Raw genomic sequence first — 25,717 nt, 5'->3', positions numbered from 1 at the left:
CGCAAACCCCCGCCCCAAAACCCCATCCCATTCTGCGAAAGAGTTCCAATGTTCCGTGCACAAATCCTGAAGGCCGCCGCAACCGGCGCGGCCGCCATCCTCGCCCTGTCCGCCTGCGGCGCGAGCACCGCCAGCCAAGGCGGCGCCGCCGAGACCATCAAGGTCGGTGCCCTCGCGGTGCCCGCCGGGGACATGCTGAAGCAAGTCCAGCGGGAGCTCGCCCCCAAACAGGGCCTCACCGTGGAGTACAAGGAGTTCAGCGACTACAACACGCCCAACGCGGCCGTGAGTGACGGCGACATCGACGCCAACCTGTTCCAGAACACCACCTTCATGGAGACCTATAACAAGGCTTCCGGCAAGAACCTCGTCAGCGTTGGCAAGGTGTACCTGCCGCCGATGGCCCTGTACTCCAATGACGTGGCCAACCTCGCGGACCTTCCCGACGGCGCCTCGGTCGCCATCCCCAACGACCCCACCAATGAGGCCCGGGCCCTGAAACTGCTGGCGTCCAAGGGACTGATCGAAGTCAGTGACAAACCGATCACGCTCAAGGACGTCAAAGCCAACCCGAAAAACCTCCAGTTCACGGAGATCGAAAACGCCAGCCTGCCTCAGGCCCTCAATGACAAGGACGCGGCAATCGTGACGCTGGCATTTGCCCTTCCCGCCGGCCTGAGCGCCGACAAGCAGCTGCTGGTCGAGGGCAAGGACAGCGCCTACTACAACGTCCTGGCCGTGAAGGCGGAGATGAAGGATGATCCGCGCGTGCAGAAGCTGTACAAGATCCTGACCTCGCAGGACATGAAGGATTTCATTCAGTCCAAGTTCAAGGGCCTGGTGATCCCGGCCACCTGACCGGCATCTGACGCCGCTTCCCCGGTCCTCCCCCGGACCATCCGATTCGGGTGAGGTGCAGGCCGGGGAAGCGGCCCTATGGTCAGGGCATGGGACTAATACGGCACCGGCGTGACGAACCCAGCCGCCAGCGGTATCAGATGCGCGAGAAACTGCTGTCGATTGGGGATGACTTCTGGATCGAAGACGACCAGGGCAGACGCGCCTACAAGGTCAATGGCAAGGCCGTCCGCATCCGGGACACTTTCGTCCTGGAGGACGCGTCCGGAAACGAGGTGGCCCGCATCCAGGAGCGCAAGCTCTCGATCCGGGACAAGGTCTCCGTCGAGCGCGGCGACGACACCGCAGCGACGGTCCACAAGGCGTTGATCGGGCTCCGGGACCGCTTCACCATCGACGTGAAGGACGGCGCCGATATGAAGGCGCACGGCAACATCGTCGACCACGAGTACGAAATAGAGCGCGACGGCCACACGGTCGCCACGATCTCCAAGAAATGGTTCCGCGTTCGTGAGTCCTACGGCGTCGAAGTCGCGGAAGGCGAGGACGTCCCGCTCTTCCTTGCGATCACCGTCGCCATCGACTCGTTGACCTAGCCTGTTCAGGCACCATGGCGCCCAGGAAACGCACCGGATCCCTACTAGCCTCGACCCTTTGGAGGCTGTTCTGGTTCTTGACCGCGAGCGCGGTCTGCGGTGTCCTGGCCGCCAGCCTCCTGGTCCCCACCGTGGCCGCGACCGGCGTCGCCGTCAAAGAATCAATCGTATTGTTCAACAACCTCCCGTCGGAACTGACCGTTGATCCGCCGTCGGAGTCGACCAGGGTGCTCAGCGCCGACGGAAAACCGATCGCCACCTTCTACGCGGAAAACCGTGTTAAGGTCAGGCTCGACCAGATGTCCCCGTACATCAAGGATGCGATCGTCGCGATCGAGGACCGCCGCTTCTACGAACACTCCGGCATCGACCCCCAGGGGATTCTCCGCGCGCTGGTGTCCAACCTGACCAACGGCGGCAGGCAGGGCRCTTCCACACTGACCCAGCAGTACGTCACCAACGTGCTCAATGAATCCCTCGTGTCTGCCGACAGGGGCGATCAAATTATCCTCAACGGGCAGAAGAGCATGGCCGACAAGATTCGCGAGATGAAGCTCGCTGTCGCATTGGAGAAGAGGTTCACCAAGGACCAAATCCTTGAGGGATACCTGAACATCGTGTTCTTCGCCCGGGACGCCTACGGCATTGAAGCCGCGTCCCGCTACTTCTTCAACACCACGGCCAAGGACCTGACCCTGCCGCAAGCTGCCCTGCTCGCCGGCCTCGTGAACAGCCCCAGCTTCTACAACCCCGACGTGCACCCGGAAAACGCCGTCCAGCGACGCAACCAGGTTCTGGGCAGAATGCTCAGCCACGGCGCCATCTCGCAGGCGCAGCATGATGCCGCCGTCGCCGCCCCGGTGGATCTTACGATCACCCCCGGGAGGCAGGGATGCGCCGGCGCGGAAATGGCCCCGTACTTCTGCGACTACGTTTCCCACCTCATCCTCAACAACCCGGCCTACGGCGCGGATGTTGCCGAGCGCGAGAGGAAGCTGTTCCGCGGCGGCCTCACCATCAGCACCACCCTGGACAGCCGGCTCCAACTGGCCGCGCAGGAGCAGGTCGATGCCACTGCCGGCGCCAACCCGGACAAGTGGGGCGCCGCGATGGTCTCGATCGCGCCCGGCACGGGCAAGATCCTGGCCATGGCGCAAAACACCGTCTTCCTCCCGGCGCCCGGGAAATTCGATACCCAGCTCAACTTCAATGTCGATTCCAAGGATGCCAACGGCAACGATCTCAACGGCGCCGGCGGGTTCCAGCCAGGCTCCACCATGAAACCGTTCACGTTCGCGGAATGGCTCAACGAGGGCAAGTCCCTGGCCGCCATGGTGGACGCCTCCCGGCGGTCCTATCCCCTCGGATTTCGGTGGAGGTCAAGCTGCGGCAGGGTGCTCGGTGCGTACAGCACGAGCCAGAAGCATCTCGGCGCGGCGGACGATCTCCAGAACAACGACCCGGGATATTACCGCAGCATGCGCGTGGACTACGGACTGTACAACTCCATCAACACCGCCACCTTCGCCGAAGCCGCCCAACTCGATTTTTGCGGCATCCAGAAAATGGTGGACGCCGCCGGGATCCACAGCGGCGTGGACAACGCCCGGGTGAACATGCACCAGCTGGGCAATCTGCTCGGTGCCATTGGCGTGGCCCCGCTCCATCTGGCCAATGCGTTTGCCACCTTCGCCAATGACGGCAAGTACTGCACACCCATTGCCATCACGGCGGTAACGGACGCGGCCGGACAGAAGCTGCCGGCCGAGACCAGCGCCTGTCATGGTGCGATCAAGCCCGAGGTCGCCCGCGGTGTGAACGCCGTGCTGCAGGACGTGCTCAAGCGCGGGTCCGGCGTTTACATCAAGCCCAAGGTCCAAGAACGGTTTCCGACCGCGGCCAAGACCGGCACCTCCAATACCAACGGCGCCACCTGGGTAGTGGGCTACACGTCCGGCCTCGCCACCGCTTCCTTCTTCGGCGACGCCCTGGAAGGCCAGAAGCGGCCCGGCCAGAACATCACCGTCAACGGCAAGTTCTACAAGGCCATAGACGGGTACATGCTCGCCGGCCCGCAGTGGGCGAACTACATGTTGCAGGTCGCCGGATACTACCCTGCCGCTGCCTTCCCGACGCCGCCGGAGTCCATGACCCGGACGCAGTCCACGCCCCGGACCCCGTCCGCGACCCGGACCCCGTGCTTCCCCCGGTTTGATCGTGCGCCGTGTCGTTAGATTTGGCCCGCGATGTGCTGGACCTAAATCCGCACCCTATGCCATCGGGCCCGGAGCCTCTATCCTCTTGCCATGAGAGACCGGGGCAATTTCCGGCGAAGTGAATCGCGACACCGCACGCGAGTGGCTCGTGAATACTGACAGCGCCCAGCCGCATGACAATTACGACGCGTTCCTGTCGAGGCTGGACGCCGCCACAACGAGCCTGAGCACCCGGGCCGCGTCGCTGGACAAAGCACTGGCAGCCGTTTCGCTCCTCTTGGGTCCATCTGAGTCCGCCGTCCGGAAATGGGAACGACGGCGCCATTACGTCAGTGCGCAGCTCGCCGCACACTCCGGGTCGCCCCAGTCCTACACCGCGCTGTGCGAGCTCCACGTTGTGGCAGGAAAGATGGAATCGATGCTCCGCGGCCGTGTCCAGCGTGTCACCGAAAAGCTGGCCGTCATGCAAGGGCGTCGCGAGGCCATCGACAAGTCACTGCTGGAGCTTGAGCTGAGCAGAATCAAGCTGACGTCGTCCCGGACGCTGTCTCAGGACCGCGAAAAATTGAGCAGCATCTTTTCTGAACTCGCCGGCTCCACCGTGGCCACCGGAGCCATTCCCGATATGGGTTTGCTGAGCGATCTCAAGGAAGCACGCGAGGCAATCATCCTGGCCGAGGCGCTCATGGAAGTGAAGGGGTACTAATCATGGAAATTTCTAGGCGAGATCAGCCCCGAAAGGACATCGTCGCTGTTGTTCGCTGGTCAAAGAAGCCGGGCGAAAGCCCTGTAACCAAGTTCATCCTGTCCAGTATTTTGGGATTGATCCTGTGCCTGTTCCTGATGATCTTCGTGTCCATCCTCAGGAGTTTCGGTGCCTTGGTGTTGTTTACCCTCATCTTCGCCGCCCTTCTTACGGTGCGCACGGTCACGGCCCAGAGACGCTTCCTTCGCGGGCTGACGAAGAGGATCAATGACACCCTCGCCGAGGTCACCAGCAGCCCTGGCGACCAACTCTCCGTCAGGCAATTCCGGCACATGACCAAGAGCGGCGAGCAGCTTCCGCTCCTTGTCAGCGGCGTACCCGGGTTGAACCTGCATGTGGCCCGGGCTTCAACGCTGGAGAAACATGCCCCCGAGAAGTGGGTTGCGGTCTTCACGGTGATCCCTCCGGAGAACGGGACCGCGAGTTTCGACCGCCTGGTTGCGGCGGCAATCGACGCCGGCCACGGAACCACCAGCAGTAGCGCCGCCTAGCGCGCTCCGACGAAGGCCGGCCGCCGTCGTCAATCCCAGCCCAAGGCGGGCCGGAGGTCGCGGGAAATCGCCTCGAGCAGACTGACGTTGAAGTCCACGCCGAGCTGATTGGGGACGGTGACCAGCAAGGTGTCTGCCGCGGCCACGGCCGCGTCCCGGGCGAGCTCCTCCACCAGGCGGTCGGGTTCACCGATGTAGCTACGCCCGAAGCGCGCCAGCCCGCCGTCGAGGTAGCCCACCTGGTCCCGGGCGTCGGCCTGCGCGCGCAGCCCGAAGTATCGCCTGGATTCGTCATCGATCAGCGGAATGATGCTTCGCGAGACGGACACCCGCGGTGTGCGCGGGTGTCCGGCCGCTGCCCAGGCCTCCTGGAATCCCGCGATCTGCTCGGCCTGCAGTTGGTCGAAGGGAACTCCGGTGTCCTCCGTCAGCAGGGTCGAGGACATGAGGTTCATACCCTGCTTCCCGGCCCACCGGGCGCTGGCACGGTTTCCCGCACCCCACCAGATCCGTTCCGGAAGCGTTGCTGACAGCGGCTGAATCGGGACCAGCCCGCTGTGCCCGCTGACCTGCGGATTGGCCACGGCAAGGCCCGCCCCGGAGATGGCGTCCCGGAAGCGCTCGGTATGCCGGCGGGCCATGTCGGCGTCGGACTCTTCCCCTGCCGGGAGGTGTCCGAAGGCCTCGTAGCCGGCCAGCACCGTTTCGGGCGAACCGCGGCTGACCCCGAGCTGCAGCCTTCCTCCACTGATGAGGTCGACGGCGGCGGCCTCCTCGGCCATGTAGAGCGGGTTCTCGTACCGCATGTCAATGACTCCGGTGCCCATCTCAAGGCGAGAGGTGCGCGCGGCAATCGCTGCAAGCAGCGGGAACGGCGAGGCCTGCTGCTCGGCGAAGTGGTGAACCCGGAAGAACGCGCCGTCGACGCCGACTTCCTCCGCAGCCACGGCCAACTCAATTGCCTGCAGAAGGGCGTCCCGGGAGGAACGCACACGCGAACCGGGGACGTCGCCCCAGTGGCCGAAGGACAGAAACCCGATCTTTTTCATAAGAACTCACACCTTCTCATGAGAAACCGGACTTGTGGAATGGAGGGCGGATCCGTTTTACACGATCCGGGCGGCCGCGCTCAGCCGGCCAAGACTCAGCCGGCTAAGAGAGGGCCCCGTCCGCCTTCACGGCAAGGACGGGCCGGTCCGCCTGCATGAGGATGCGCTGGGCGTGGCTGCCCAGGATGAATTTGCCGACCTGTGAGCGGTGCCGCAGGCCAATGACAATCAGGGATGCGTTGACTTCGCGGGCGACATCAAGGAATTCATCGGCGAGGTCGTCACGGTACGGCGGCTGGATCACCGTTGCCCTGATGCCGGCCTCCGTGGCCCGGCGGCCGGCCTGCTCCAGGATGTCGGAGGCGGCAACGGACTTATCTACCAGGGCGCCTTCGCGTGCGGAGTTGACGATGACCAAGTCTTCATTCCTGAGCATGGCTTCGGCAATACCGGCGGTCAGCGCGGCCTCCCCTGCCGGTGTGGGGACGAAACCGACGATGATACTCATACCTTCTCCTTGATTTTCGTGGTGATGGGCTGTTCGCTTTGTGCCGTCGTCCGCTTCGCCAGCAGAGTCCGGATGCCCGGGAGCACGGCTACCAGGACGAACACGGTGAGCAGCGTCGCGGAGATGGGGCGGGTGAAGAAGCCCGTGGGATCGCCGCCGAACACGAGTAGTGAACGGCGCAGCGAGCTCTCCAGCAGGGATCCGAGGACGAAGGCCAGGACCAGCGGACCGGGTTCAAAGCCGAACTTCTTCATCAGGTACCCGACGATCCCAAACACCACGACGAGCGTTACATCGAACATGCTGTTGTTGATGGTGTAGGCACCGAGCAGTGTAATGAGGGCGGTGACCGGGGCCAGGATCGCGGCCCGGACGCGGAGGATTTTTACGAAGATTCCCACGAGGGGCAGGCTCATGATCAGCAGCAGGATGTTGCCGATGTACATGGAGTTCACGACGCCCCAGAACAGCCCGGGGTCCTGCTCCACCAACTGCGGGCCCGGCGTCACTCCCTGGATCAGCAGGGCACCGAACATCAGGGCCATGGTGGCGTTGGCCGGGATTCCGAGGGTCAGCAGCGGGATGAACGACGACGTTGCAGCGGCGTTGTTGGCGGTTTCCGGTCCGGCGACGCCTTCGGGGGCCCCCTTGCCGAATCGTTCCGGCTGCTTGGCGCGCTTCTTCTCCATCGCATAGGAAGCCATCGATGCGATGGTGGCGCCGCCGCCGGGCAGAATGCCGAGGAAGAACCCGAGGACCGAACCGCGGGCGATCGCGCCGGAGGCCTGCTTCAAGTCTGTGCGTGACGGCCAGACGTTGGTGACCTTGGACGGTGCCTTGGCGGCGCGGTGACGCTCTTCGAGGTTGTAGAGGATTTCTCCCAGGCCGAAGACGCCCATGGCGATCGGCACGAAATCGATTCCGTCGGCCAGCTCCAGGTTGCCGAACGTGAAGCGGCTTTCGCCGGTGAAGATGTCCCGGCCGACCGTTGCCAGCAGCAAGCCGACGGCGGCGGCGATGAGTGCCTTGGTCTTGGCACCGTTGCTGATGGTGGCCACCAAGAGGATGCCGAGCAGCGCGAGTGCCGAATATTCTGCCGGACCGAAGTCGAGGGCAAAGCTCGCCACGACGGGGGCGAGGAAGGTCAAGCCGATGATAGAGGCGGTCCCGCCGATGAACGAGCCGATGGATGCCAGGCCGAGTGCGGTGCCGGCCTTCCCCTGTTTGGCCATCTGGTAGCCGTCGAAGACGGTCACCACCGACGACGCTTCGCCGGGAAGCCGGAGGAGCACCGAGGTGATGGTGCCGCCGTACTGTGCGCCGTAGAAGATGCCCGCGAGCATGATGATGGCGGTGACGGGTTCGACGTTATAGGTCAGCGGCAACAGGATGGCGATGGTTGCCGCGGGCCCCAGACCGGGCAGGACACCGATCAACATGCCGATGACGACGCCGATCAGACAGTACAGGAGGTTGCTCGGCTCCAGGACAACGACGAATCCGTTGATCACGGGATTTAGAAAATCCACGGGGTTCTCCTAGAAGAGGTGGGGAATGGAGGTGTTGAGTGCAAGGACGAAGATTCCGTAGAACGCCGCCACGACGATCGCGCTTACCAGCAGGGTGGAGCGCCACGTTTCGCCGCCGAGGAAGCGCATCCAGATGACACACAGGACGAGAGCGGGCAGTTCAAAGCCGATGGCCGGCATCAGCGCGACCATGGCGGCGAGGGTGACGAGCCCCGTGAGGGGTGCGGCGGACATGCGGGTGAACTTCTCCGCGTCCCGGTTGTGCCGCCCGAGGATCAACTGGAAGAGTCCCAGGACCACCATGACGCAGCTGATCATGAACGGCCACAGCCCGGGTTCCGGCGCCGCCGGAGTGCCCAGGCCCATCGCAACGGACAGGACCATGGCTCCGGCGCCGACGCCGAGGACCACCAGGGAGGACGCCGCATTCGCCAGCGCTCCGGCGGCGGGCGGCTTCTCGTCCTCCCACTGCGCTGCGAGCTGCTCCGGCGTCAGGTCCTCCAGCAGGTCGTCGGCAGGAGTCTCGGCGGCGTCCACGCCGGAAGGGGCGGCCGGGCGGCTTCCCCCTCCGGCGGGCACTGCAGGTGATGACGACACTGGGATCACTTCGTCCCGCTGAGGCTGATGTCGTACTTCTCCACCAGCGACTTGTACTTAGCCGCGTAGTCCTTCCACTGGGTGACGACTTCCTCGCCGGAGATTTCCTTCGGGGTCAGCATGTTCTTCTTGTTGAATTCCTTGTACGAATCTGACTTGAAGGTCTCCTGGATGGCAGCGAGCAGCTTGTCCTTCACGTCCTTGGGGGTTCCCTTGGGAGCGGCGACGGCGCGGTACTGCGCCACGGGAACGTCGTAACCGGATTCCTTGGCCGTGGGCACGTCCGGGAGGAAGGAGTTCCGCTCCTCCGAGAACACGAGCAGCGGTGCGACCTTCCCGGCCTTGATCTGCGGCATGGCTTCGCCGAGCTGGATGGTGGAGACTTCGACCTGGTTGCCGAGGACCGCGGTGAGGGCTGGCTTGCCGCTGTCGAACGGAACATCGGTGCCCTTGACGCCGGCCTGCTTGAAGAGGACGGTCTGTGCCAACTGGCTGCCGGTACCCACGCCGGTGGTGCCGAAGGTGATATTGCGTCCGGCTCCGGTCAGGTCCTTGATGCTGTTGAAGCCGGAGGCCTTGCTGGCCACCAGCACGTAGTCGTCCTGGGACAGGCCCGCGATGATGTCCAGGTCGTCAATGTTGACGGCCTCATCCGCGGTGACCGCCAACGGGGTGATCGTGACCAGGGACGCCGTGACCAGCAGGAGGTTCTGGCCGTCGGCAGGCTTGCCGGCCACTTCCTTCGTGGCCAGGGCGCCGTTGGCGCCCGGCTTGTTCACCACGGGCATCGGGGCGCCGAGGGTTTTGGACGCGCCCTCGGAGATGGCGCGGGCAATCAGGTCGGTGCTGCCGCCGGCGGCCTGGCCCACGGTGAGGCTTACGGGCCCGTTCGGATATTTTGAAGAATCGGTACTGCCGCCGGCAACATTGCCGCAGGCCGTCAGCGCCAAGAGCGTGACGGCCGATGCCGCTCCAAGTACGGTGCGGCGCGAAGGGAAGTGCATCATTGAAACTCCTCATTGATGGTCAGGGCCAGCGCCCCGGAAGCATGTGAACCGCGTCACTGCCGGTTCGCTGTGTCGAGTGTAGGGAGCGGCTATGATGCATGTCTAAGCCCAAATATGCATCGAGTGATACCGGGAAGGCATCATGTTTACCTTTGACCAGCTGGCAGGATTCATCGCGGTGGCAGAAGAGCTTCACTTCGGCCGCGCGGCGGAACGGCTGAACATGACCCAGCCCCCACTGAGCCGGCAGATCCAAAAACTGGAAAAGGCCGTCGGCGCCGAACTGCTGGAACGGGACAACCGGAAGGTCCAACTGACCCCGGCCGGAACCGCCTTTCTGGAGGAAGCCAGACGGTTGCTGGCCCTCGCGGAACGGGCCCCTGTCACCGCCCGCCGCATCGCGTCGGGCCGCTCCGGMCTTCTGCGCATCGGCTTCACCGCCGCCAGCGGGTTCAGTATCCTGGGGCCGCTGCTGGAGGAGATTTCGGCGATCCTCCCCGACGTCGACGTCGACCTGCAGGAAATGGTGACGGGCGAGCAGATCCAGGCGCTCGAAACGGGAGAACTGGACCTGGGGCTGGCACGCCCACCCTTCGACAAGGAGGTTTTCGACTCGCGGCTTCTCTACCGCGAATCCATGATGGTGGCCGTTCCGGCCGGCCACCCCCTGGCCCGCCGCGGCGGCATTGTCAGGAACGAGGACCTCAAGGACGAGGCCCTGATCATGCATTCGCCGCTGCAGGCCCGGTACTTCTACGACCTCGTGGTCCGCATGGTGCCGGTGCAGCACGGCAACGTGGTCCACACCGTAAGCCAGATCCTGACGATGGTCTCGCTCGTGGCGGCCAAACGTGGCGTCGCCTTTGTGCCCCGGTCCGCCACGGTGCTGGGCATCCAGGGGGTCGAGTTCCTCCCGCTGGCCAGCAGCCATGGCGAACCCGTGGAGCTCCACGCCATCTGGAGCCGGAAGGTGAGCAATCCCGCCCTGTCACGGCTTCTCGGCAGCCTGGACTTCCAACTGGACTAGGAGCCGCTGCAATGCACTCAAGGTATCAATGCATTCAATAATGCACTTGGACAGGCATGAGGCACCAAACCTAGTCTGAAGGGGAACCGCACTTCCCCGCCGACTCGGCGCTCACCCGGAGGACCACACCGTGGCAAAGTACACACCCCAGGATCTGGCGAACGTCCTCAAGGACGGCCTGCTCTCCTTCCCCGTCACCTCGTTCGATGCACAGCTGCAGTTCGACGAGGAGAACTACCGCAAGCACCTCGCCTGGCAGGCCAGCTTCCCGGTGGCCGGCCTCTTCGCGGCCGGCGGAACCGGTGAAGGCTTCTCGCTGACCCCGTCCGAGTCCGAGCGCGTTGTCCGTGCCGCCGTCGAGGAAGTCGGCGGCACCGTCCCGGTCCTCGCCTCCGCCGGCGGATCGACCGCCCAGGCCATCGAGAACGCCCGCGCCGCGGAAGCGGCCGGCGCCGAGGGCATTCTGCTGCTCCCGCCCTACCTCACAGAGGCGGACCAGGGCGGCCTGATCGAACACGTCAGCGCCATCTGCCGGTCCACGTCCCTCGGCGTCATCATCTATAACCGTGCGAACGCGATCTACAAGGACACCACGGTCGCCACCCTGGCGGACCGCCACGAGAACCTCATCGGCTTCAAGGACGGCGTGGGCGACCTCGAGCACGACGCCCGCGTGTACGCCAAGCTCGGCGACCGCCTGTTCTACCTCGGCGGCCTCCCGACGGCGGAGACGTTCGCCCTCCCGCTGCTGCAGCTGGGCATGAGCACCTATTCCAGCGCCATGTACAACTTCGTGCCCCAGTTTGCCCTGGACTTCTACCAGGACGTCCGGAACCAGGACCGGGTGGCCGTGAACCGGAAGCTGAACGAGTTCGTGATCCCCTACCTGGATATCCGCGACCGGGTGAAGGGCTACTCCGTCTCGATCGTCAAGGGCGGCCTCGACGCGATTGGCCGCTCCGCCGGCGGGGTCCGTCCGCCGCTGCAGAACCTGGCACCCCAGGACCTCGCAGACCTCAAGTCCCTCATCGCCACCGTTTCCTAGGAGGACGCACCGTGACACTCACCGGACGCTCGATCATTGCCGGCCAGGCCGTCGCCGGGGACGGCAAGACGGCGTACGCCTTCAATCCCGCCACCAACCTCCAGCTCGAGCCCGGCTATACGCTGCTCACCGAGGTACAGCTGAAGGACGCCACCGCAGCGGCCGCCGCAGCCTACCCCTCCTTCAGCACCCTCGACCCGGAAACGCACGCACGGTTCCTCGAGGCCATTGCCGAGAACATCGAGGCGATCGGTGAGGAGCTCGTCACCCGCGCGGGCCTCGAGACCGGGCTGCCGGCCGCGAGGCTCCAGGGCGAACGGGCGCGCACCACCGGCCAGCTCCGGCTCTTCGCCGGCGTCGTCCGCCAGGGCGACTTCCGCGGCGTCCGGATCGACCCGGCGTTGCCGGACCGCGCTCCCCTGCCGCGCGCCGACATCCGCCAGCGGCAGATCCCGCTGGGGCCCGTCGCCGTTTTTGGTGCGAGCAACTTCCCACTGGCCTTCTCGACGGCGGGCGGCGACACCGCCTCCGCCCTCGCCGCCGGCTGCCCCGTGGTCTTCAAGGCCCACAATGCGCACCCCGGCACCGGCGAACTCGTCGGCCAGGCCATCGCCAAGGCCGTCCGCGACACTGGGCTACACCCCGGCGTGTTCTCGCTGATCTACGGTCCGGGCAGCAGCATCGGCCAGGCCCTCGTCGCCGATCCGGCCATCAAGGCCGTCGGCTTCACCGGCTCGCAGTCCGCCGGCATCGCCCTGATGCGCACCGCCGCCGCCCGGCCGGAACCCATTCCGGTCTATGCGGAAATGTCCTCGCTCAACCCGGTGTTCGTCTTCCCCGGCGCCATCGTCGGCAACGCCGAAGAAATTGACGCGCTCGCCCGGCAGTACGTCGCGGCCGTCACCGGCAGCTCCGGGCAGCTGTGCACCTCCCCCGGCCTCCTGTTCGCCCCTGCCGGTGCGGCCGGCGACGCCTTTGCCGCCGCCGTCGGCCGGGCCGTGTCCTCCTGCGCCGGGCAGACCATGCTGACCGCAGGCATCGCCGGGTCCTGGAACGCCGGCGCCGAAGCCCTGGGCTCCGCCGGGAACGTCAGCGTCGTCGGGGAGGGCACCGAAGGGGCAACGCAGAACGCCCCCGCTCCCGCCATCTTCGGCACCAGCGTTGCCGAGTTCGTGTCCAACCCCGTGCTGCACCAGGAAATCTTCGGCGCCGCCAGCCTGGTGATCCGCTATTCAAGCACCGAGGAACTCATTGGCGCCGCCAACCGGCTCGAAGGCCAGCTCACGGCCTCCCTGCAGCTGACCGAGGCGGACTACCGCGCGGCGGCACCGCTCATTCCGGTACTGGAGCAGAAGGTCGGCCGGATTATTGTCAACGGCTGGCCCACCGGCGTCGAAGTAGGCCACGCCATGGTGCACGGCGGACCCTTCCCCGCCACTTCGGACACCCGGACCACATCCGTGGGTACCTTGGCGATCAACCGGTTCCTGCGGCCCGTCGCCTACCAGAACCTGCCGCAGGAACTGCTTCCGGTGCCGTTGCAGGATCCCAACCCCTGGCGGCTGAACCGCCGGATCGACGGCGTCGTCGAAGATGCCGCAGCAACACAGAAAGCAGAGGTCAACGCGTGAGCACTCAGCCCACCATTGCCCACGTTGAAGTGGTTCCGGTCGCCGGGCACGACAGCATGCTGATGAACCTCAGCGGCGCGCACGGCCCGTTCTTCACCCGCAACATCGTGATCATCACCGATTCGGACGGCCGCACCGGCCTCGGCGAAGTGCCGGGCGGGGAGAAGATCCGGACCACCATCGAGGAGGCCGGCGCGTTCCTGGCCGGCCAGCCGGTGGCCCGCTACCGATCCCTGCTGCGGGACGTCGCGGCGGAGTTCGCCGACCGCGACGCCGGTGGCCGAGGACTGCAGACCTTCGACCTGCGCACCACCGTCCATGCCGTCACCGCGGTCGAATCCGCCCTCCTTGACCTGCACGGGCAGTTCCTCGGAATTCCGGTCGCGGAATTGCTCGGCGACGGCCAGCAGCGCAGCTCCGTGCCCATGCTCGGCTATCTGTTCTTCATCGGTGACCCCGGCCGGACGGATTTGCCGTACCTGGTGGAGGATGCGCCGGCGGACCGGTGGGAAAAGCTCCGCCGGCAGGAAGCCATGACGCCCGAAGCCGTGGTGGCCCTGGCTGAGGCAGCCCAGGAACGGTACGGCTTCAGCGACTTCAAGCTCAAGGGCGGGGTCCTCTCCGGTGACGCCGAGGTGGATGTGGTGACCGCCCTGGCCAAGCGCTTCCCGGAGGCGCGGATCACCCTCGATCCCAACGGCGCCTGGCTCCTGGACGAGGCCATCCGCCTGGGCAAACGCATGCAGGGCGTTGTGGCCTACGCCGAAGATCCCTGCGGCGCGGAAGGCCGTTTCTCCGGACGCGAGGTCATGGCCGAATTCCGCCGTGCCACCGGGCTGAAAACCGCCACGAACATGATCGCCACGGACTGGCGCGAGATGTCCCACGCCATCCGCAGCAACGCCGTCGATATTCCTTTGGCGGACCCGCATTTCTGGACCATGCACGGTTCCGTCCGGGTAGCGCAGATGTGCGCCGAATTCGGTCTGACCTGGGGATCGCACTCGAACAACCACTTCGACATCTCGCTCGCCATGTTCACCCACACCGGGGCAGCCGCCCCAGGCGAGATCACGGCGCTGGACACGCACTGGATCTGGCAGGACGGCCAGGGGCTCACCAAGGACCCGCTGCAGATCAAGGACGGTGCGATCCAAGTTCCGGACACTCCCGGCCTCAGCATCGAGCTGGACCGCGACGCCCTGGACAAGGCACACCAGCTGTACCTGGAACACGGCCTCGACGCCCGCGACGACAGCATCGGCATGCAGTACTACATTGACGGCTGGTCCTTTGACCCCAAGCGGCCCTGCCTCGTTCGCTGAAGCAATCCCGGGCCGGGACAGGCACGTCAATGTGAAGAGCTAGGGTAAGGGCGAATTTTGGTCGGCGTGGTCTCCGGGATCCTAATAGTGTCCGCCGTGATCGCCGTCGGATATCTCACGGCCCGGCTCCGGATCCTCGGACCGGAAGTCCAGGGCGCCCTGACCCGCACCGCCTATTACGTCACCAACCCGGCGCTGCTGTTCACGGTGGTGGCCGGCAGCGACATCCGGGCCGCGCTCGGAACGGATGCCCCGCTGGCGCTGCTCTCCGCGGCGGCAGTGGGGCTGCTCTATTCCCTGCTGAGTTTCCTGTTCTTCCGCCGGCCGGTGGCGGAGACAGCCGTCGGGGCGATGGCCAGCAGCTACGCGAACGCCAACAACATCGGGATCCCCGTCTCCCTCTACGCCGTGGGAACGGCCCAGCACGTGGCTCCCGTGCTGTTGGTGCAGATCCTCGTCCTGGCACCGGTCTATTTGACCGTGCTGGGCCTCGCCTCGGGATCCAGGATCTCCTGGCAGAAACTGCTGCTCCAGCCGTTCGCCAACCCCATGATCATCGCCTCCGGCCTCGGCGCGGCCGTCGCACTGACTGGCTGGACAGTTCCGGAACTGCTGCGGAAACCGATCGACATGCTCGCCGGCGGCGCCGTCCCCATGGTCCTGCTGGCTTTTGGACTGTCCCTGGCCGGCAAAGCCCCGCTTCAAAAGGGCGACGGGCGCACGGAATCGCTCGTCGCCACCTTCCTGAAGATCGCCGGCATGCCCGTGATCGTCTGGGCCCTGGGCCGCTTCGCTTTCGGCCTCGAGGGGCAGCATCTGCTGGCCCTCGTGATCATGGGGGCGCTGCCCACAGCCCAGAATGTCTTTCTCTTCGCGTCCCCGTACCACCGCGGCGTGATCGTGGCCCGGGACGTCATCCTGTGCACCACCCTGCTCTGCTCCGGTTCCCTGCTGGTCATCGCCTGGCTGCTGGGCTGACTGTGGCGAACCACGAACCACACTTGTTATACAAGTAGATAACTTGTAACCTAAGTTGAGCGGGGCGGAGTTGCCTCGCCGGAACTTCAGGGAGAACCATGACCAGCGTTGATCTCATCCGCCACGTAAAGCTGTCCACGGCCAGGCTTCCACTCGCCGTCCCGATCAGCGACGCGAAAGTTTTCACCGGGCGCCAGAAGCCCATGACCGAGGTCGTGTTCCTTTTCGCCGAAATCACCACCGAGCAGGGACACAGCGGAATCGGCTTCAGCTACTCCAAGCGAGCCGGCGGCCCGGCCCAGTACGCGCACGCCAAGGAAGTGGCCGAGGGCATCATCGGCGAAGACCCCAACGACATCGGCAAGCTCTACACCAAGCTGCTGTGGGCCGGGGCCTCCGTCGGCCGCTCCGGCGTGGCCACCCAGGCGCTGGCCGCAATCGACGTCGCCCTCTACGACCTCAAGGCCAAACGCGCCGGCCTGCCGCTGGCCAAGTTCCTGGGCTCCTACCGGGACTCCGTCCAGACCTACAACACCTCGGGCGGCTTCCTGAACGCCTCCCTGGACGAGGTCAAGGCCCGCGCTACCGCCCTCCTGGACGAAGGCATCGGCGGCATCAAGATCAAAGTCGGCCTGCCGGACACCGCCGAGGACCTGCGCCGCGTTGCCGGCATCCGCGAGCACATCGGCTGGGACGTGCCCCTCATGGTCGACGCCAACCAGCAATGGGACCGCGCCACCGCCCTGCGGATGGGCCGCCGGCTGGAGGAATTCAACCTCGTCTGGATCGAGGAACCGCTCGATGCCTACGACTTCGAAGGCCACGCAGACCTCGCCCGCGCCCTGGACACGCCCATCGCCACGGGCGAAATGCTGGCCTCGGTCGCGGAGCACAAGGGACTGATCAACGCCAACGGCTGCGACATCATCCAGCCCGATGCGCCGCGCGTCGGCGGCATCACCCAGTTCCTGCGCCTCGCCGCCCTGGCCGACGAGCGCGGACTGGGCCTCGCCCCGCACTTCGCCATGGAAATCCACCTCCACCTCGCCGCCGCCTACCCGCGCGAACCGTGGGTTGAGCACTTCGATTGGCTCGATCCGCTGTTCAACGAGCGCCTCGAAACCAAGAACGGCCGCATGCTGGTCCCGGACCGTCCCGGGCTCGGCATCTCCCTCAGCGAGCAGGCACGCGCCTGGACCACAGAGTCAGTGGAATTCGGCAAGTAACCTTGAAGCCATGAGCCGGAACCTGACCGCGGACCTCGCCAGCGATCTTCGCCGCCGCATCGTCGACGGCGTTATCCAGCCGGGCGCGAAGCTGCCCAGCGAAAACACCCTGATCAGCGAATTCGGCGTCAGCCGCACCGTGGTCCGCTCGGCCCTGACCAGGCTGCAGGCGGAGGGACTGGTGGAAACCGAACGTGGGCGGGGCAGCTTTGCGCTGACCCCGCCACCGGACGGACCGCAGCAGTCCTCCGGGAGCCGCCCCGTGGCCAGCCTGGAGGACCGCCTGTGGCAGCTGGAGTTCCGCATCGCGGTGGAGTCCGAGGCCGCCGCCCTCGCCGCCCGAAACCATACAGACCGGCAGCTGAAGGCTGTCCAGAAGGCTTTTGAAGACTTCATGGACAGCGCAGCGCACCCGGCACACGCCATGAAGGCTGACTACGAGTTCCACCGGGCCATTGCCGCAGCCTCCGGAAACCCCTTCTACTCCGACTGCCTCGAATCCCTGGGGCAGACCATGATCGCGATGCCCCGCGCCCGGCTCGTGGGCGGGGGCGAGCACGATGCGCGCGGGCATTTCGATCAGGTGGTACAGGAGCACCAATCAATCGTCGCCGCCATCGCGGAATGCGACGGACCGTCGTCGGCGGCGGCAATGCGCAGCCATTTGGCAAACTCCCGACGCCGGCTGCGCGCCACAGCTTCCGGCAACGGCTGACCCTGGCCTCTGGCCTACAACGGGGCCATCCAGTCCCTCAAGGTATCCAGCGATGCAAATTATGTGTTGGACGGGCATTACCGCCGCAGAATAAAGTGAAGAATCGCTGTGGTGAGGGCCACATCAACTGCCCGCCGCGGCCGACCAGCTTCGCCAATTCAAAGGAAATCTCCATGCAGTCTGTCGACAACGCTGTCACGGACGTGGTCTTTGCCACGAAAAAGTTCTTCAAGCGGGTACTGCCCATCATGCTCGTCATGCTGGTCTGCAACCAGCTCAACCGGTCCAACATCGGCTACGCGCAGGAGCACCTGCAGGCCGACGTCGGCATCGGCGCTGCCGCCTACGGATTCGGGGCCGGGCTGTTCTTCATCGCGTACGCCATCTTCGAACTGCCCAGCAACGTGATGATGGAGAAGTACGGTGCCAAGGTCTGGCTGGCCCGGATCATGGTCAGCTGGGGCATCGTCTCCTTCCTGATGGTGTTCGTGCAGAACGAGACCATGTTCTACGCCTTGCGGTTCCTGCTGGGCGCCGCGGAAGCCGGGTTCTTCCCCGCTGTCATCTTCTACTTCGCCCGCTGGGTACCCGCCGGGCAGCGGGGCAAGGCGACGGCGATCTTCATCGCCGGCTCCTCGGTTGCCGCCGCGCTCTCCGGTCCGATCGCCGGAATGCTGCTCAGCCTCCACGACGTCCTGGGGTTCCGCGGCTGGCAATGGCTCTTCGGCTTCGAAGGGTTGCTGTCCGTGGTGGTCGGCATCGCCGTGTTCTTCGTCCTTGACGCCAAGATCGAGGACGCCAAATGGCTGACGGCGGGCGAAAAGTTTGCTCTCACGGCGGCGATTGCTGAGGAGGACGCCCAGCACGCCACCGCCACGAGCGGGAAAATCAACCGCTGGAAGATGCTCCTGAACCCGCAGATTCTCCTTCTCTGCGGCATCTACTTCGCCGTGCAGCTCTCCATCTACGCCAACACCTTCTGGCTGCCCAGCATCGTCAAGCAGATCCCAGGAACCACGGACCTGAGCGTCGGATTCCTCTCCGCCATCCCCTGGGTCTGCGCCGTGATCGCCATGTACTTCGCGGCCAAGTGGCAGGACAAAGCCAAATCCAAGCGGCCCCTTCTCGTGGCTGCGCTCCTGGTCGCCGCCGTCGGCACCCTCGCGGCCGCCGTCGCCACCCCCGTACTGGCCCTGGTGTTCCTGGCCATCGCCGCCATGGGATTCAAGAGCGCGTCACCGCTGTTCTGGACCATCCCTCAGTCCGGCCTGCACCCCGTCATCCTGGCGCCGGCCATCGCCATCATCAACTCCCTGGGCAACCTCGGCGGCTTCGTGGCCCCGTTCGGATTCGGCATCATCAAGGAACAGACCGGCAGCGTCATACCGGGGCTCTTCGCCCTCGCCGCGGCATCAACAATCGCCGCCGCGCTGGTCTACTTCCTCAAGGAGCGCAAGACCGAAACCGCGGCGGAGCCCGTGGCTACGCCCGCGGAGGCATCGCCGTACGCCGTAGCCGCCAAATAGTTCCGGACGCTAAAAAGGAAGGCAGGCACCCTAAGGGGCGCCTGCCTTTCCGTCGCCCCATGCCGCCCTCAGTCTCTCTTGCGTGCTTCCTGCAAGTGCCGGTCGAGCTTTTCTTCCGCTTCGCGGCGGCGTTGACCGACAATGCGAAGCTGCTGAGTGATCGGATTTCCGTAGCCATCAACGTCGCGGTGATGCGTGCCCTTCATACGCTCGGGGCCAGAGGGCAAGGTCGCCCGCGGTTCAGTATTTTCGCCCATATCGGGATGATCCCACAGTGCCCGCCGGCTGAAAAGGACTGTGATTGCCGCGAAAAATGATCCGTGCGGACGACGTCGGGAACTGGCACAGACGGGCATGTTCCCGTGTCTGCGGGTGGCTTCACTCCGGGGTCGTGTCCCGATGAAGGTCCGAGTCGAGGGCGTGGGCGCTGGCCAACGTGGCCAGCAGGCTCCCCAGCTGCGCAGACTGTTCGCTGGTGAGCGGGGCCAGGAGTTCGGCTTCATGGCGTTCGGCGATCCCGCGCAGATTTCCCAGGATCTTCACGCCCTCGGCCGTCAGCCGAAGCTCGTAGTTCCGCCGGTCGGTGCGGCTGCGCACCCGCGCGACCAGGCCTCGCGTTTCCAGCGAGTCGATAAGTGGAACAACGCGGCTCGGCACCGCGCCCAAGCGGTCGGCGAGGGACCGCTGGCTAAGCCCGGGGGTGCGGCCCAGCAGGCGGAGGACGCCCGCGTCGCTCGGAGTCAGCCCGAGCTCGCGTGTACGCTCGGCGAAGCGTGCCGAAGCCAGCGCCCCGAGCTGGGACAGCAGAAAAGCGGTTCGCTTCGACCGCGACGGATCCGGTGAGTCCATGCCCCAATATTACGCTATTGACAGAATCATTCAACGGATGAATCATTTTAGTTGTGACGTAACTACGTGAAAGAAGCGATCATGACTGACCTATCCCCCCACCCCACCTCTCCAACGACACGATCCGGCGGCCCCAACCCGGGCATCCTGGCGGCCGTGAGCCTGGGACTCACGGTCGGCGGCCTGCTCAGCAGCGCGATCCTCACGGGCGGCCAGACCTTCGTCTCGCCGTTCTCTCCTGCCAGCCAGGTCGCGGCCTTCTTTCACGGAAACCCCGATGCGGTGCGGCTCGCCAGCTTTTTCCAGTTCGGTTCAGCAGTACCGCTGGGCATCTTCGCGGCCACCGTTTACGCCCGGCAGCTCCGGCTTGGCGTGCGCGTCCCCGGGCCCGCGATCGGTTTCTTCGGCGGCATCACCGCCTCGGTGTTCCTCATGCTCTCGGCCGCCGTGGGGTGGGTCCTGAGCCGCCCGGAAATCACCACCGATGTGCCGCTGACCCATGCGCTGTCGTTTCTCGCGTTCATCACCGGCGGCGTCGCCTTCGTCGTTGGCCTGGGGCTCCTCGTGGCCGGAATCGCCGTCCCGGCGCTCATCCTGCGCTTCGTGCCGCGCTGGCTGGCCTGGGCCGGCCTCGTCATCGCCGCCTTGGCCGAGCTGAGCTTCCTGTCCATGGTGATCGAGCCGCTCCAGTTCCTGTTGCCCATCGGGCGGTTCGGCGGACTCCTCTGGCTTGTCGCGGTCGGATTCCTGTTGCCACGGAGCCGGGCAGCAGCGAACCGACAGGAAACCTGAGCATCCGCCTGAAGTGCGGCCGGCAGTAACCGCAAGACAGCCCGGCTTGTTCCTTCTGTATTTCAAAAGAGCGTTACGCCCGTAAGTTCGGCGAGTTTGTTGGTGAGCCTGTCCTGAAAGGCCGTGTCGTTGACCTCCGGGGCCGGTTTACGCGGCCGGCGGTGGTGCCAGTAGCTGCCGGAGACCAGGGCTGCGGGGTCATTGCTGACGGCGAGCCAACTCTGGGTGTCGTGACCCATGGCCAGGTCGTCAGGGGCGCCGGCTCCGCCCATCTTGGTGGCTACCCAGCCGGGGTCAACGGAGTTGCTGAACACATCGGGCCAGTGCCGGGCGACCGAGGCGGCGAGCGCAGAAACATGGAGTTTGCTCTCGGAGTAGGCCGCGCTGGCATTCCAGCGCCGCTCGGTCCAATCGATGTCATGGAGATTGCCGCTGGCCCCATGGTGCATGCCGCTGCTGATGTAGACCAGGCGGCCGGGCCGTTGGATCAGTGCCGTGAGCAGGTAGGGGGCGAGAACATTAACCGCCAGAGTGCGGGAGTGTCCCTCCGGCGTCGCGACGCGCCCCGGCGCGAGGTAGACACCGGCGTTATGGACCACGGCGTCCATTCGTCCCAGGGCGTTGACCTGTTCGGCGAGGTCCCGCGTTTCGACGGCGCTGCTGAGGTCACCAACGACGACGCCGGCCGCTTGCGGGGCGAGGTCATCGAGGGCGGCGGCACGTGCCCTGGTACGGGCGTGCAGCAGGACCTCGTGGCCTTGATTCAACAGCGTCCGGGCGGTGGCGAGTCCGAGTCCGTCGGTCGATCCGGTGATGAAAATGCGAGCCATGGGGATGGTCCCCTTCGTGGTTCCGGGTACGTCCCGACCACCTTAAGCCCTTGACTCCAGAAACGGATCACCGCGTGGCCACGCGGGCACGCGGACTTCTGAATCGTTGCGTTTAGGTTCCGTCCCCTGACAAGCCGCCGAGCCCGGCCAGATCCGCGCGACCATAGTGCACTCGCCCAGCGGGACGATGATGCAGGAGGGGTTGGCGGGCGCCTGGACGGGACCCGGGCGCCCGCCCAGCGCCTGGCCGTGAGGGCTGCGCGGGCGTTTCGACTTCCGACGCTTCCCCCTGGACGAGTGTCAGATCGGGTCGGCGGCCCCCGGCAGGCTCCTCCCGCAGAGCGATCAGGTGCGCCGCCAGCGCCACTTCCGGTCGGCCCGGGTTGGCCCGCAGCAAACGACACAGCTGATCCCGGGCACGGGCCTGTCCCGGCAAGGAATCGGACAGCACCGCGGCGATGATCTCGGCGGCCTGCAGGCGTATCTCCCGTACCCTGCTGTCCTCCGGTTCGCGTTCCCACGGGTCCGCGGGCGGGTACCCGTGGGAGGGTTCCGGACGGGACGACAACTTAATGGACATTGGCTAATCCTTTGTTCCCGTTCCGGCAGAGCCCGGAACCGGCCACGATCCCTAGAGCCCTTGATACAACCCTGGAGCAAACGGGTTGGAAGACCGTGAAGCCACATTACAACGGGAAAGACCGGTCTGTCTTGGATGATGCGCGAATCCTGCACGAACATTGCCCACATGGCCGCATCCTAATCGCGGCTCCCGATAATTTCCTGCAGCCATGTGACTGCGGCGGTCCTGGAGGTAAAAAACTCGTGCGGGTATTTGGTCTCCCGGCTCGTGGCGGAAGCGATGACCCTGTCAACTGCGCTGGATCCGGGGACCGCGATGGCCACCACGCCGGTACTTTGTGCGAACTGGTATCGGGCCGCCGCGCTGAACTCGACGTCGGTCATCTCGGAGAGCATCGGCATTGGCGTCCCGCCCTGCCCGCTAACGCCGCAGGGCGTCGATTCTGCCCGCGGCAGCGGAACAACCGCGGCGTGCTGTACGTTGCACTGAGGTTAGTCAACACTCGAGAAATGAGAACAGCCACGTGGCAACCGACTACGACGAAGTCCGCTCGGACGTCAAGGAAACCCAGGAAAACTCCCTGGAGGCGCTGCAGTCCGCTAACGCCCCGGACGCCCGCAGCGTCGTCCAGGAGCTCGACGAGGCCGACGGGCTGGACGGGGCCGGAGTCCCGGGCGGCGAGTTCATCGCCGAAGAGCTGATTGTTCAGGTCATTCCGCAGGCCAACGACGAGTTCACGTGTTATTCCTGCTTCCTGGTCCGGCACCGCTCCCAGATCGCCCGGCAGACGGGCGCCCAGGTCTACTGCACCGACTGCGAAGGCTGAACCTGGGAGGTCTCCACAGCGCGTAGTGATCTCAATCGATTCGGGTGGCCGGGTGCTGCGCGCCGCCCTCGGACTGCTCCGCAACCTGCTGTTCACCGGCCCGCACCCGGGGTTCATTACCGGGAAGTAGCGTCGGGAGTCCTTGTTGAGATCCAACCTTTGAGAGGCTCCCCAATGAGCACGACTCGCACCCGAGGCATCCTCACGGCCGCCGCAGCAATCGTCCTGGCCGCGTCCGCAATCAGCGGAACCGCGGCCGCCCAGGCCGCAGGAAAGAGCGCCGATTCCGGCAACCACGGTGAAAAAAATACGGCGCTGGCCGACGCCTTCAATGGCGTTGACCGGAACACGAAGTGGCAGCAGACGTCAAGCCTGAAGCTGAACTTCCCTACGTACCACACCGAGGGAATCGCCTACAGCCAGGACCACATCTTCCTCTCGGCCGTTCAGATCATCGAGCCGACCGTGAAGTTCCCGAGCCCGCAGAACGGGTTCGACCGCACCCCCGGTAAGGGCGTCGGCCACCTGTTCGTCATGGACAAAGCCGGCAACCTGCAAAAGGACATCATCCTGGGCGAGGGCGACATGTACCACCCGGGGGGCATCGACTTCGACGGCACCAACGTCTGGGTCCCCGTGGCCCAGTACCGGCCCGACAGCAGCGCCATCATCTACCGGGTCGACGCGAACACCCTCGAGGTGCACAAGCAGTTCGAGGTGAAGGACCACTTCGGCGGCATCGTGATGGACAAGCAGACCGGCCATCTGGTGGGCAACACCTGGGGCTCGCGCCGCTTCGCCGAATGGGACCTGCAGGGCAAGCAGCTCTCGACCTGGGAGAACCCGAACTACTTCATCGACTACCAGGACTGCCAGTACGTGCCCAACTCCAGGATGCTCTGCGCCGGAATCACCAACCTCCCGCAGACCCCGGCGGCCGGCGGCACCGGTGCCACCTACGAACTCGGCGGCATGGCGATGATCGACCTCAAGTCCAGCAACGTAATCCGCGACGTCCCGTTCCAGCAGTGGTCCACCGCAGGCCACGTGGCCACACGCAACCCGTTCAAAATGACGGCCGACGGCGGGCACCTCACCATGAAGGTGGCCCCCGACAACGGCGAAGAAGGCAACGGCACCGAAATCCTCACCTACGAAGCCACCGTCACGCTGGCGAAGTAGCGCGGACCGGGCGCGGGCCCGGGAAGCGCAGTCATGCGGACGGAGGAAGGCCACCGGCGGCTATGACCCGGTGGCCTTCCCGTTCCGCGCCATGACCAGGGCGGCTAGTCGAACCGCTGCCCTTCGGGCCTGGATTCCAGCAGCGTGAACACGAGCAGGATGATCCGGCTGACTAGGGACGGCCGGCGTCGTTCAGCTCTGGAGCAGGGTCCGACGGGGCGGGTTCCTTCACCCTGGACAGCGCCGTTCTGAGCTCCGGCTCCCGCGCCTGCAGCCCAAGGTCGGCAAGATTCTGCAGCCCATGATCCAGCCATGTCTGAGCGAACTGCCTGCTCTTGGCGGACAGATTCCGGCGGCGCGAGAGTCTGAGCCCACGCTTGACGCGTTGTTTGGCCGTGAGCCCCCAGTTGGCCCAGACCGCCTCCAGAGCTGCGCTGAGGATGTCAAGGATCAAATCCAGCATGGGTTCTCCGCGGTCGTGGATGGAATCTCCGGTGGGTGGTCGGGGAAAGTCTGCCATACATCGTCTTCGGGAAGCCGCCGGGAAGGCAGGTGTGTGCGGATCGCGCCGTCTGGCCTCGCGAATCCCTCCCGCCAGCGTCAGCAGCCTGACGCACCGGGTGGAATACCGCTGACGATTCCCAGAACCGGCATTGCTCTGAAGAAGCCGGTCTTTAGCCGATCGGATGCCCCTGGCTGCAGGTTGTTTGCCCGGGCAGAATGTCTCCAACAGGAGCTGTGGGACGCTGGTGCCGACACAGATGGCCCCGTGCCGATCACCGGTACGGGGCCATTCTGTGCGAACGGTCAGGCGCTGCGCGTTTCCCGGGACAACCCGATGCCCATGACGACCAGTACCGGGACTGACAGCAGGAAATTGAAGAAGAACATGCCGGGGCCGGCTCGGCCCGCAAGGTGCAAGAAGCCCACGAAGAGTGCAAGCCCAGCGAAACTCAGCACCGTGACGGCCACCCCTCTCCCCCGGCTCCGCTGCTTGGCCAGCAGGACAATGCCCGACACGACTGTCCCGCCGGCGGCGACAAGCGACAGGAAGGCTAGGATGCCGAGTCCCAGGGAGGCCCCGACAAGGAATTGGAGAAACAGCCAGGACCCCAGCACGATCGACGTGATGCCAGCCCCAACCCGGTACCAGGAGGACTTCGGAGCATTCGAAGCCCCCGCGTAGGTCCACTGGCCGTCCGGTGAATACCGCGGCTGCGGCGCCTGCTGGTAGGCCGGATACGGCTGCTGGGATGGTTGTAGGTAAGGTTGCTGGCCGTACGGCGGAGCGTAGGCCTGGGGGGCACCGTAGGACGGCGCGTTGCCCGCGAAGGGGGCATGTTGCCCCTGCGGCGGGTAGGGCGGTGTCTGGGGATACGGCGGCACCGGCGGGACGGCCGGGATGTTCTCAGTCAATGTTCCCCCATGAAGTTGTGAGCGGTTCGAAGCCAGATTACAGCTACTGCACTCCCAGAACAGTTGACGCACCGGGGCCGACGCGACGGCAATGCAGGAGGGTCCGGCTACCCCGCCGTCGCCTTCCAGAAGCGCCGGCCATGGTCTGC

27 protein-coding genes are annotated in these 25,717 nt (G+C 65.4%); 16 read left to right on the top strand and 11 right to left on the bottom strand.

The features are described from left to right. Positions 1-48: 48 nt before the first annotated feature. From AC1DR1_RS12675 to AC1DR1_RS12655, 5 genes are all read left to right on the top strand, one after another. Positions 49-858 (top strand): MetQ/NlpA family ABC transporter substrate-binding protein, encoded by an 810-nt coding sequence (locus AC1DR1_RS12675; RefSeq protein ID WP_229994849.1) that lies wholly within the window; start codon positions 49-51, stop codon positions 856-858. An 89-nt stretch (positions 859-947) separates the two neighbouring features. After that, positions 948-1,454, top strand: a complete 507-nt coding sequence (locus AC1DR1_RS12670; protein WP_229994850.1) for an LURP-one-related/scramblase family protein — start codon at positions 948-950, stop codon at positions 1,452-1,454. Between the two features lie 14 nt (positions 1,455-1,468). Then, the gene (locus tag AC1DR1_RS12665) at positions 1,469-3,688 is read left to right on the top strand and encodes a transglycosylase domain-containing protein (RefSeq protein WP_476992676.1); all 2,220 of its coding nucleotides are present in this window, start codon (positions 1,469-1,471) and stop codon (positions 3,686-3,688) included. Positions 3,689-3,818: 130 nt separating this feature from the next. Then, the gene (locus tag AC1DR1_RS12660; RefSeq protein ID WP_229994852.1) at positions 3,819-4,376 is read left to right on the top strand and encodes a hypothetical protein; all 558 of its coding nucleotides are present in this window, start codon (positions 3,819-3,821) and stop codon (positions 4,374-4,376) included. A gap of 2 nt (positions 4,377-4,378) precedes the next feature. Further along, positions 4,379-4,927, top strand: coding sequence for a hypothetical protein (locus tag AC1DR1_RS12655; protein ID WP_229994853.1), 549 nt, complete (start codon positions 4,379-4,381; stop codon positions 4,925-4,927). 29 nt (positions 4,928-4,956) lie between these two features. Here AC1DR1_RS12655 and AC1DR1_RS12650 read toward each other — a convergent pair whose 3' ends face one another. The 5 genes from AC1DR1_RS12650 to AC1DR1_RS12630 form a co-directional block, all read right to left on the bottom strand. Next, on the bottom strand, positions 4,957-5,976 hold the full coding sequence (locus tag AC1DR1_RS12650; protein WP_229994854.1) for an LLM class flavin-dependent oxidoreductase: 1,020 nt from the start codon (positions 5,974-5,976) through the stop codon (positions 4,957-4,959). A 103-nt stretch (positions 5,977-6,079) separates the two neighbouring features. Further along, complete coding sequence (locus tag AC1DR1_RS12645; protein ID WP_229994855.1) at positions 6,080-6,484, bottom strand: universal stress protein; 405 nt, start codon at positions 6,482-6,484, stop codon at positions 6,080-6,082. Next, positions 6,481-8,013 carry a tripartite tricarboxylate transporter permease gene (locus AC1DR1_RS12640; RefSeq protein WP_229994856.1) on the bottom strand — a complete coding sequence of 511 codons (1,533 nt, stop codon included), beginning with the start codon at positions 8,011-8,013 and terminating at the stop codon, positions 6,481-6,483. The genes AC1DR1_RS12645 and AC1DR1_RS12640 overlap by 4 nt, the downstream gene beginning before the upstream one ends. Positions 8,014-8,022: 9 nt before the next feature. After that, positions 8,023-8,610: a tripartite tricarboxylate transporter TctB family protein gene (locus tag AC1DR1_RS12635; RefSeq protein ID WP_476992675.1), complete on the bottom strand. Its 588-nt coding sequence runs from the start codon at positions 8,608-8,610 to the stop codon at positions 8,023-8,025. A 5-nt stretch (positions 8,611-8,615) separates the two neighbouring features. After that, on the bottom strand, positions 8,616-9,617 hold the full coding sequence (locus AC1DR1_RS12630) for a Bug family tripartite tricarboxylate transporter substrate binding protein (RefSeq protein WP_229994858.1): 1,002 nt from the start codon (positions 9,615-9,617) through the stop codon (positions 8,616-8,618). A 142-nt stretch (positions 9,618-9,759) separates the two neighbouring features. Here AC1DR1_RS12630 and AC1DR1_RS12625 point away from each other — a divergent pair, with 142 nt between their 5' ends. From AC1DR1_RS12625 to AC1DR1_RS12590, 8 genes are all read left to right on the top strand, one after another. Next, positions 9,760-10,644: a LysR family transcriptional regulator gene (locus tag AC1DR1_RS12625; protein ID WP_476967706.1), complete on the top strand. Its 885-nt coding sequence runs from the start codon at positions 9,760-9,762 to the stop codon at positions 10,642-10,644. 130 nt (positions 10,645-10,774) lie between these two features. After that, positions 10,775-11,689 (top strand): 5-dehydro-4-deoxyglucarate dehydratase, encoded by a 915-nt coding sequence (gene kdgD, locus AC1DR1_RS12620; RefSeq protein WP_476992674.1) that lies wholly within the window; start codon positions 10,775-10,777, stop codon positions 11,687-11,689. Between the two features lie 11 nt (positions 11,690-11,700). Then, positions 11,701-13,320, top strand: coding sequence for an aldehyde dehydrogenase (NADP(+)) (locus tag AC1DR1_RS12615; RefSeq protein WP_476992673.1), 1,620 nt, complete (start codon positions 11,701-11,703; stop codon positions 13,318-13,320). Beyond that, the gene (locus AC1DR1_RS12610; RefSeq protein ID WP_476992672.1) at positions 13,317-14,645 is read left to right on the top strand and encodes an enolase C-terminal domain-like protein; all 1,329 of its coding nucleotides are present in this window, start codon (positions 13,317-13,319) and stop codon (positions 14,643-14,645) included. The genes AC1DR1_RS12615 and AC1DR1_RS12610 overlap by 4 nt, the downstream gene beginning before the upstream one ends. A gap of 57 nt (positions 14,646-14,702) precedes the next feature. After that, a complete protein-coding gene (locus tag AC1DR1_RS12605; RefSeq protein ID WP_229994863.1) occupies positions 14,703-15,623 on the top strand; it encodes an AEC family transporter in 921 nt (306 codons plus the stop codon). A gap of 98 nt (positions 15,624-15,721) precedes the next feature. After that, positions 15,722-16,849, top strand: a complete 1,128-nt coding sequence (locus AC1DR1_RS12600; protein ID WP_229994864.1) for an L-talarate/galactarate dehydratase — start codon at positions 15,722-15,724, stop codon at positions 16,847-16,849. A gap of 10 nt (positions 16,850-16,859) precedes the next feature. Further along, positions 16,860-17,564, top strand: coding sequence for a FadR/GntR family transcriptional regulator (locus AC1DR1_RS12595; RefSeq protein WP_229994865.1), 705 nt, complete (start codon positions 16,860-16,862; stop codon positions 17,562-17,564). Between the two features lie 173 nt (positions 17,565-17,737). Further along, positions 17,738-19,090 carry an MFS transporter gene (locus AC1DR1_RS12590; RefSeq protein ID WP_229994866.1) on the top strand — a complete coding sequence of 451 codons (1,353 nt, stop codon included), beginning with the start codon at positions 17,738-17,740 and terminating at the stop codon, positions 19,088-19,090. A 68-nt stretch (positions 19,091-19,158) separates the two neighbouring features. Here AC1DR1_RS12590 and AC1DR1_RS12585 read toward each other — a convergent pair whose 3' ends face one another. Beyond that, the gene (locus AC1DR1_RS12585) at positions 19,159-19,347 is read right to left on the bottom strand and encodes a hypothetical protein (protein ID WP_476992671.1); all 189 of its coding nucleotides are present in this window, start codon (positions 19,345-19,347) and stop codon (positions 19,159-19,161) included. A 121-nt stretch (positions 19,348-19,468) separates the two neighbouring features. Next, the gene (locus tag AC1DR1_RS12580) at positions 19,469-19,939 is read right to left on the bottom strand and encodes a MarR family winged helix-turn-helix transcriptional regulator (RefSeq protein WP_229994868.1); all 471 of its coding nucleotides are present in this window, start codon (positions 19,937-19,939) and stop codon (positions 19,469-19,471) included. Positions 19,940-20,020: 81 nt separating this feature from the next. Here AC1DR1_RS12580 and AC1DR1_RS12575 point away from each other — a divergent pair, with 81 nt between their 5' ends. Continuing rightward, on the top strand, positions 20,021-20,731 hold the full coding sequence (locus AC1DR1_RS12575) for a hypothetical protein (protein WP_229994869.1): 711 nt from the start codon (positions 20,021-20,023) through the stop codon (positions 20,729-20,731). Positions 20,732-20,793: 62 nt separating this feature from the next. Here the strand turns inward: AC1DR1_RS12575 and AC1DR1_RS12570 are convergent, their stop codons facing one another. Both AC1DR1_RS12570 and AC1DR1_RS12565 read right to left on the bottom strand, forming a co-directional pair. After that, complete coding sequence (locus tag AC1DR1_RS12570; RefSeq protein ID WP_229994870.1) at positions 20,794-21,561, bottom strand: SDR family NAD(P)-dependent oxidoreductase; 768 nt, start codon at positions 21,559-21,561, stop codon at positions 20,794-20,796. 759 nt (positions 21,562-22,320) lie between these two features. Beyond that, the gene (locus AC1DR1_RS12565; RefSeq protein ID WP_229994871.1) at positions 22,321-22,545 is read right to left on the bottom strand and encodes a hypothetical protein; all 225 of its coding nucleotides are present in this window, start codon (positions 22,543-22,545) and stop codon (positions 22,321-22,323) included. Positions 22,546-22,667: 122 nt separating this feature from the next. On the opposite strand from AC1DR1_RS12565, the gene AC1DR1_RS12560 reads away from it, so the two are divergent. Next, complete coding sequence (locus tag AC1DR1_RS12560; RefSeq protein ID WP_229994872.1) at positions 22,668-22,970, top strand: DUF4193 domain-containing protein; 303 nt, start codon at positions 22,668-22,670, stop codon at positions 22,968-22,970. A gap of 174 nt (positions 22,971-23,144) precedes the next feature. After that, positions 23,145-24,152, top strand: coding sequence for a DUF6454 family protein (locus AC1DR1_RS12555; RefSeq protein ID WP_229994873.1), 1,008 nt, complete (start codon positions 23,145-23,147; stop codon positions 24,150-24,152). Between the two features lie 172 nt (positions 24,153-24,324). On the opposite strand, the gene AC1DR1_RS12550 is transcribed toward AC1DR1_RS12555, so the two are convergent. Beyond that, on the bottom strand, positions 24,325-24,615 hold the full coding sequence (locus AC1DR1_RS12550; protein ID WP_229994874.1) for a hypothetical protein: 291 nt from the start codon (positions 24,613-24,615) through the stop codon (positions 24,325-24,327). 344 nt (positions 24,616-24,959) lie between these two features. After that, entirely contained in the window at positions 24,960-25,568 is a 609-nt protein-coding gene (locus tag AC1DR1_RS12545) for a hypothetical protein (protein ID WP_229994875.1), read from the bottom strand. Positions 25,569-25,717 lie beyond the last annotated feature (149 nt).

The organism is Arthrobacter sp. P4_F10 (assembly GCF_056401435.1).
This window is presented reverse-complemented; position numbering and strand designations above follow the sequence as displayed.

Bases quoted from the DNA above. Each gene is read 5' to 3' on its own strand.
- AC1DR1_RS12675 (WP_229994849.1), top strand. From the start codon at position 49: ATGTTCCGTGCACAAATCCTGAAGGCCGCCGCAACCGGCGCGGCCGCC.
- AC1DR1_RS12670 (WP_229994850.1), top strand. From the start codon at position 948: ATGGGACTAATACGGCACCGGCGTGACGAACCCAGCCGCCAGCGGTAT.
- AC1DR1_RS12655 (WP_229994853.1), top strand. From the start codon at position 4,379: ATGGAAATTTCTAGGCGAGATCAGCCCCGAAAGGACATCGTCGCTGTT.
- AC1DR1_RS12650 (WP_229994854.1), bottom strand. From the start codon at position 5,976: ATGAAAAAGATCGGGTTTCTGTCCTTCGGCCACTGGGGCGACGTCCCC.
- AC1DR1_RS12645 (WP_229994855.1), bottom strand. From the start codon at position 6,484: ATGAGTATCATCGTCGGTTTCGTCCCCACACCGGCAGGGGAGGCCGCG.
- AC1DR1_RS12630 (WP_229994858.1), bottom strand. From the start codon at position 9,617: ATGATGCACTTCCCTTCGCGCCGCACCGTACTTGGAGCGGCATCGGCC.
- AC1DR1_RS12600 (WP_229994864.1), top strand. From the start codon at position 15,722: ATGACCAGCGTTGATCTCATCCGCCACGTAAAGCTGTCCACGGCCAGG.
- AC1DR1_RS12595 (WP_229994865.1), top strand. From the start codon at position 16,860: ATGAGCCGGAACCTGACCGCGGACCTCGCCAGCGATCTTCGCCGCCGC.
- AC1DR1_RS12590 (WP_229994866.1), top strand. From the start codon at position 17,738: ATGCAGTCTGTCGACAACGCTGTCACGGACGTGGTCTTTGCCACGAAA.
- AC1DR1_RS12585 (WP_476992671.1), bottom strand. From the start codon at position 19,347: ATGGGCGAAAATACTGAACCGCGGGCGACCTTGCCCTCTGGCCCCGAG.
- AC1DR1_RS12580 (WP_229994868.1), bottom strand. From the start codon at position 19,939: ATGGACTCACCGGATCCGTCGCGGTCGAAGCGAACCGCTTTTCTGCTG.
- AC1DR1_RS12575 (WP_229994869.1), top strand. From the start codon at position 20,021: ATGACTGACCTATCCCCCCACCCCACCTCTCCAACGACACGATCCGGC.
- AC1DR1_RS12570 (WP_229994870.1), bottom strand. From the start codon at position 21,561: ATGGCTCGCATTTTCATCACCGGATCGACCGACGGACTCGGACTCGCC.
- AC1DR1_RS12565 (WP_229994871.1), bottom strand. From the start codon at position 22,545: ATGCCGATGCTCTCCGAGATGACCGACGTCGAGTTCAGCGCGGCGGCC.
- AC1DR1_RS12555 (WP_229994873.1), top strand. From the start codon at position 23,145: ATGAGCACGACTCGCACCCGAGGCATCCTCACGGCCGCCGCAGCAATC.
- AC1DR1_RS12550 (WP_229994874.1), bottom strand. From the start codon at position 24,615: ATGCTGGATTTGATCCTTGACATCCTCAGCGCAGCTCTGGAGGCGGTC.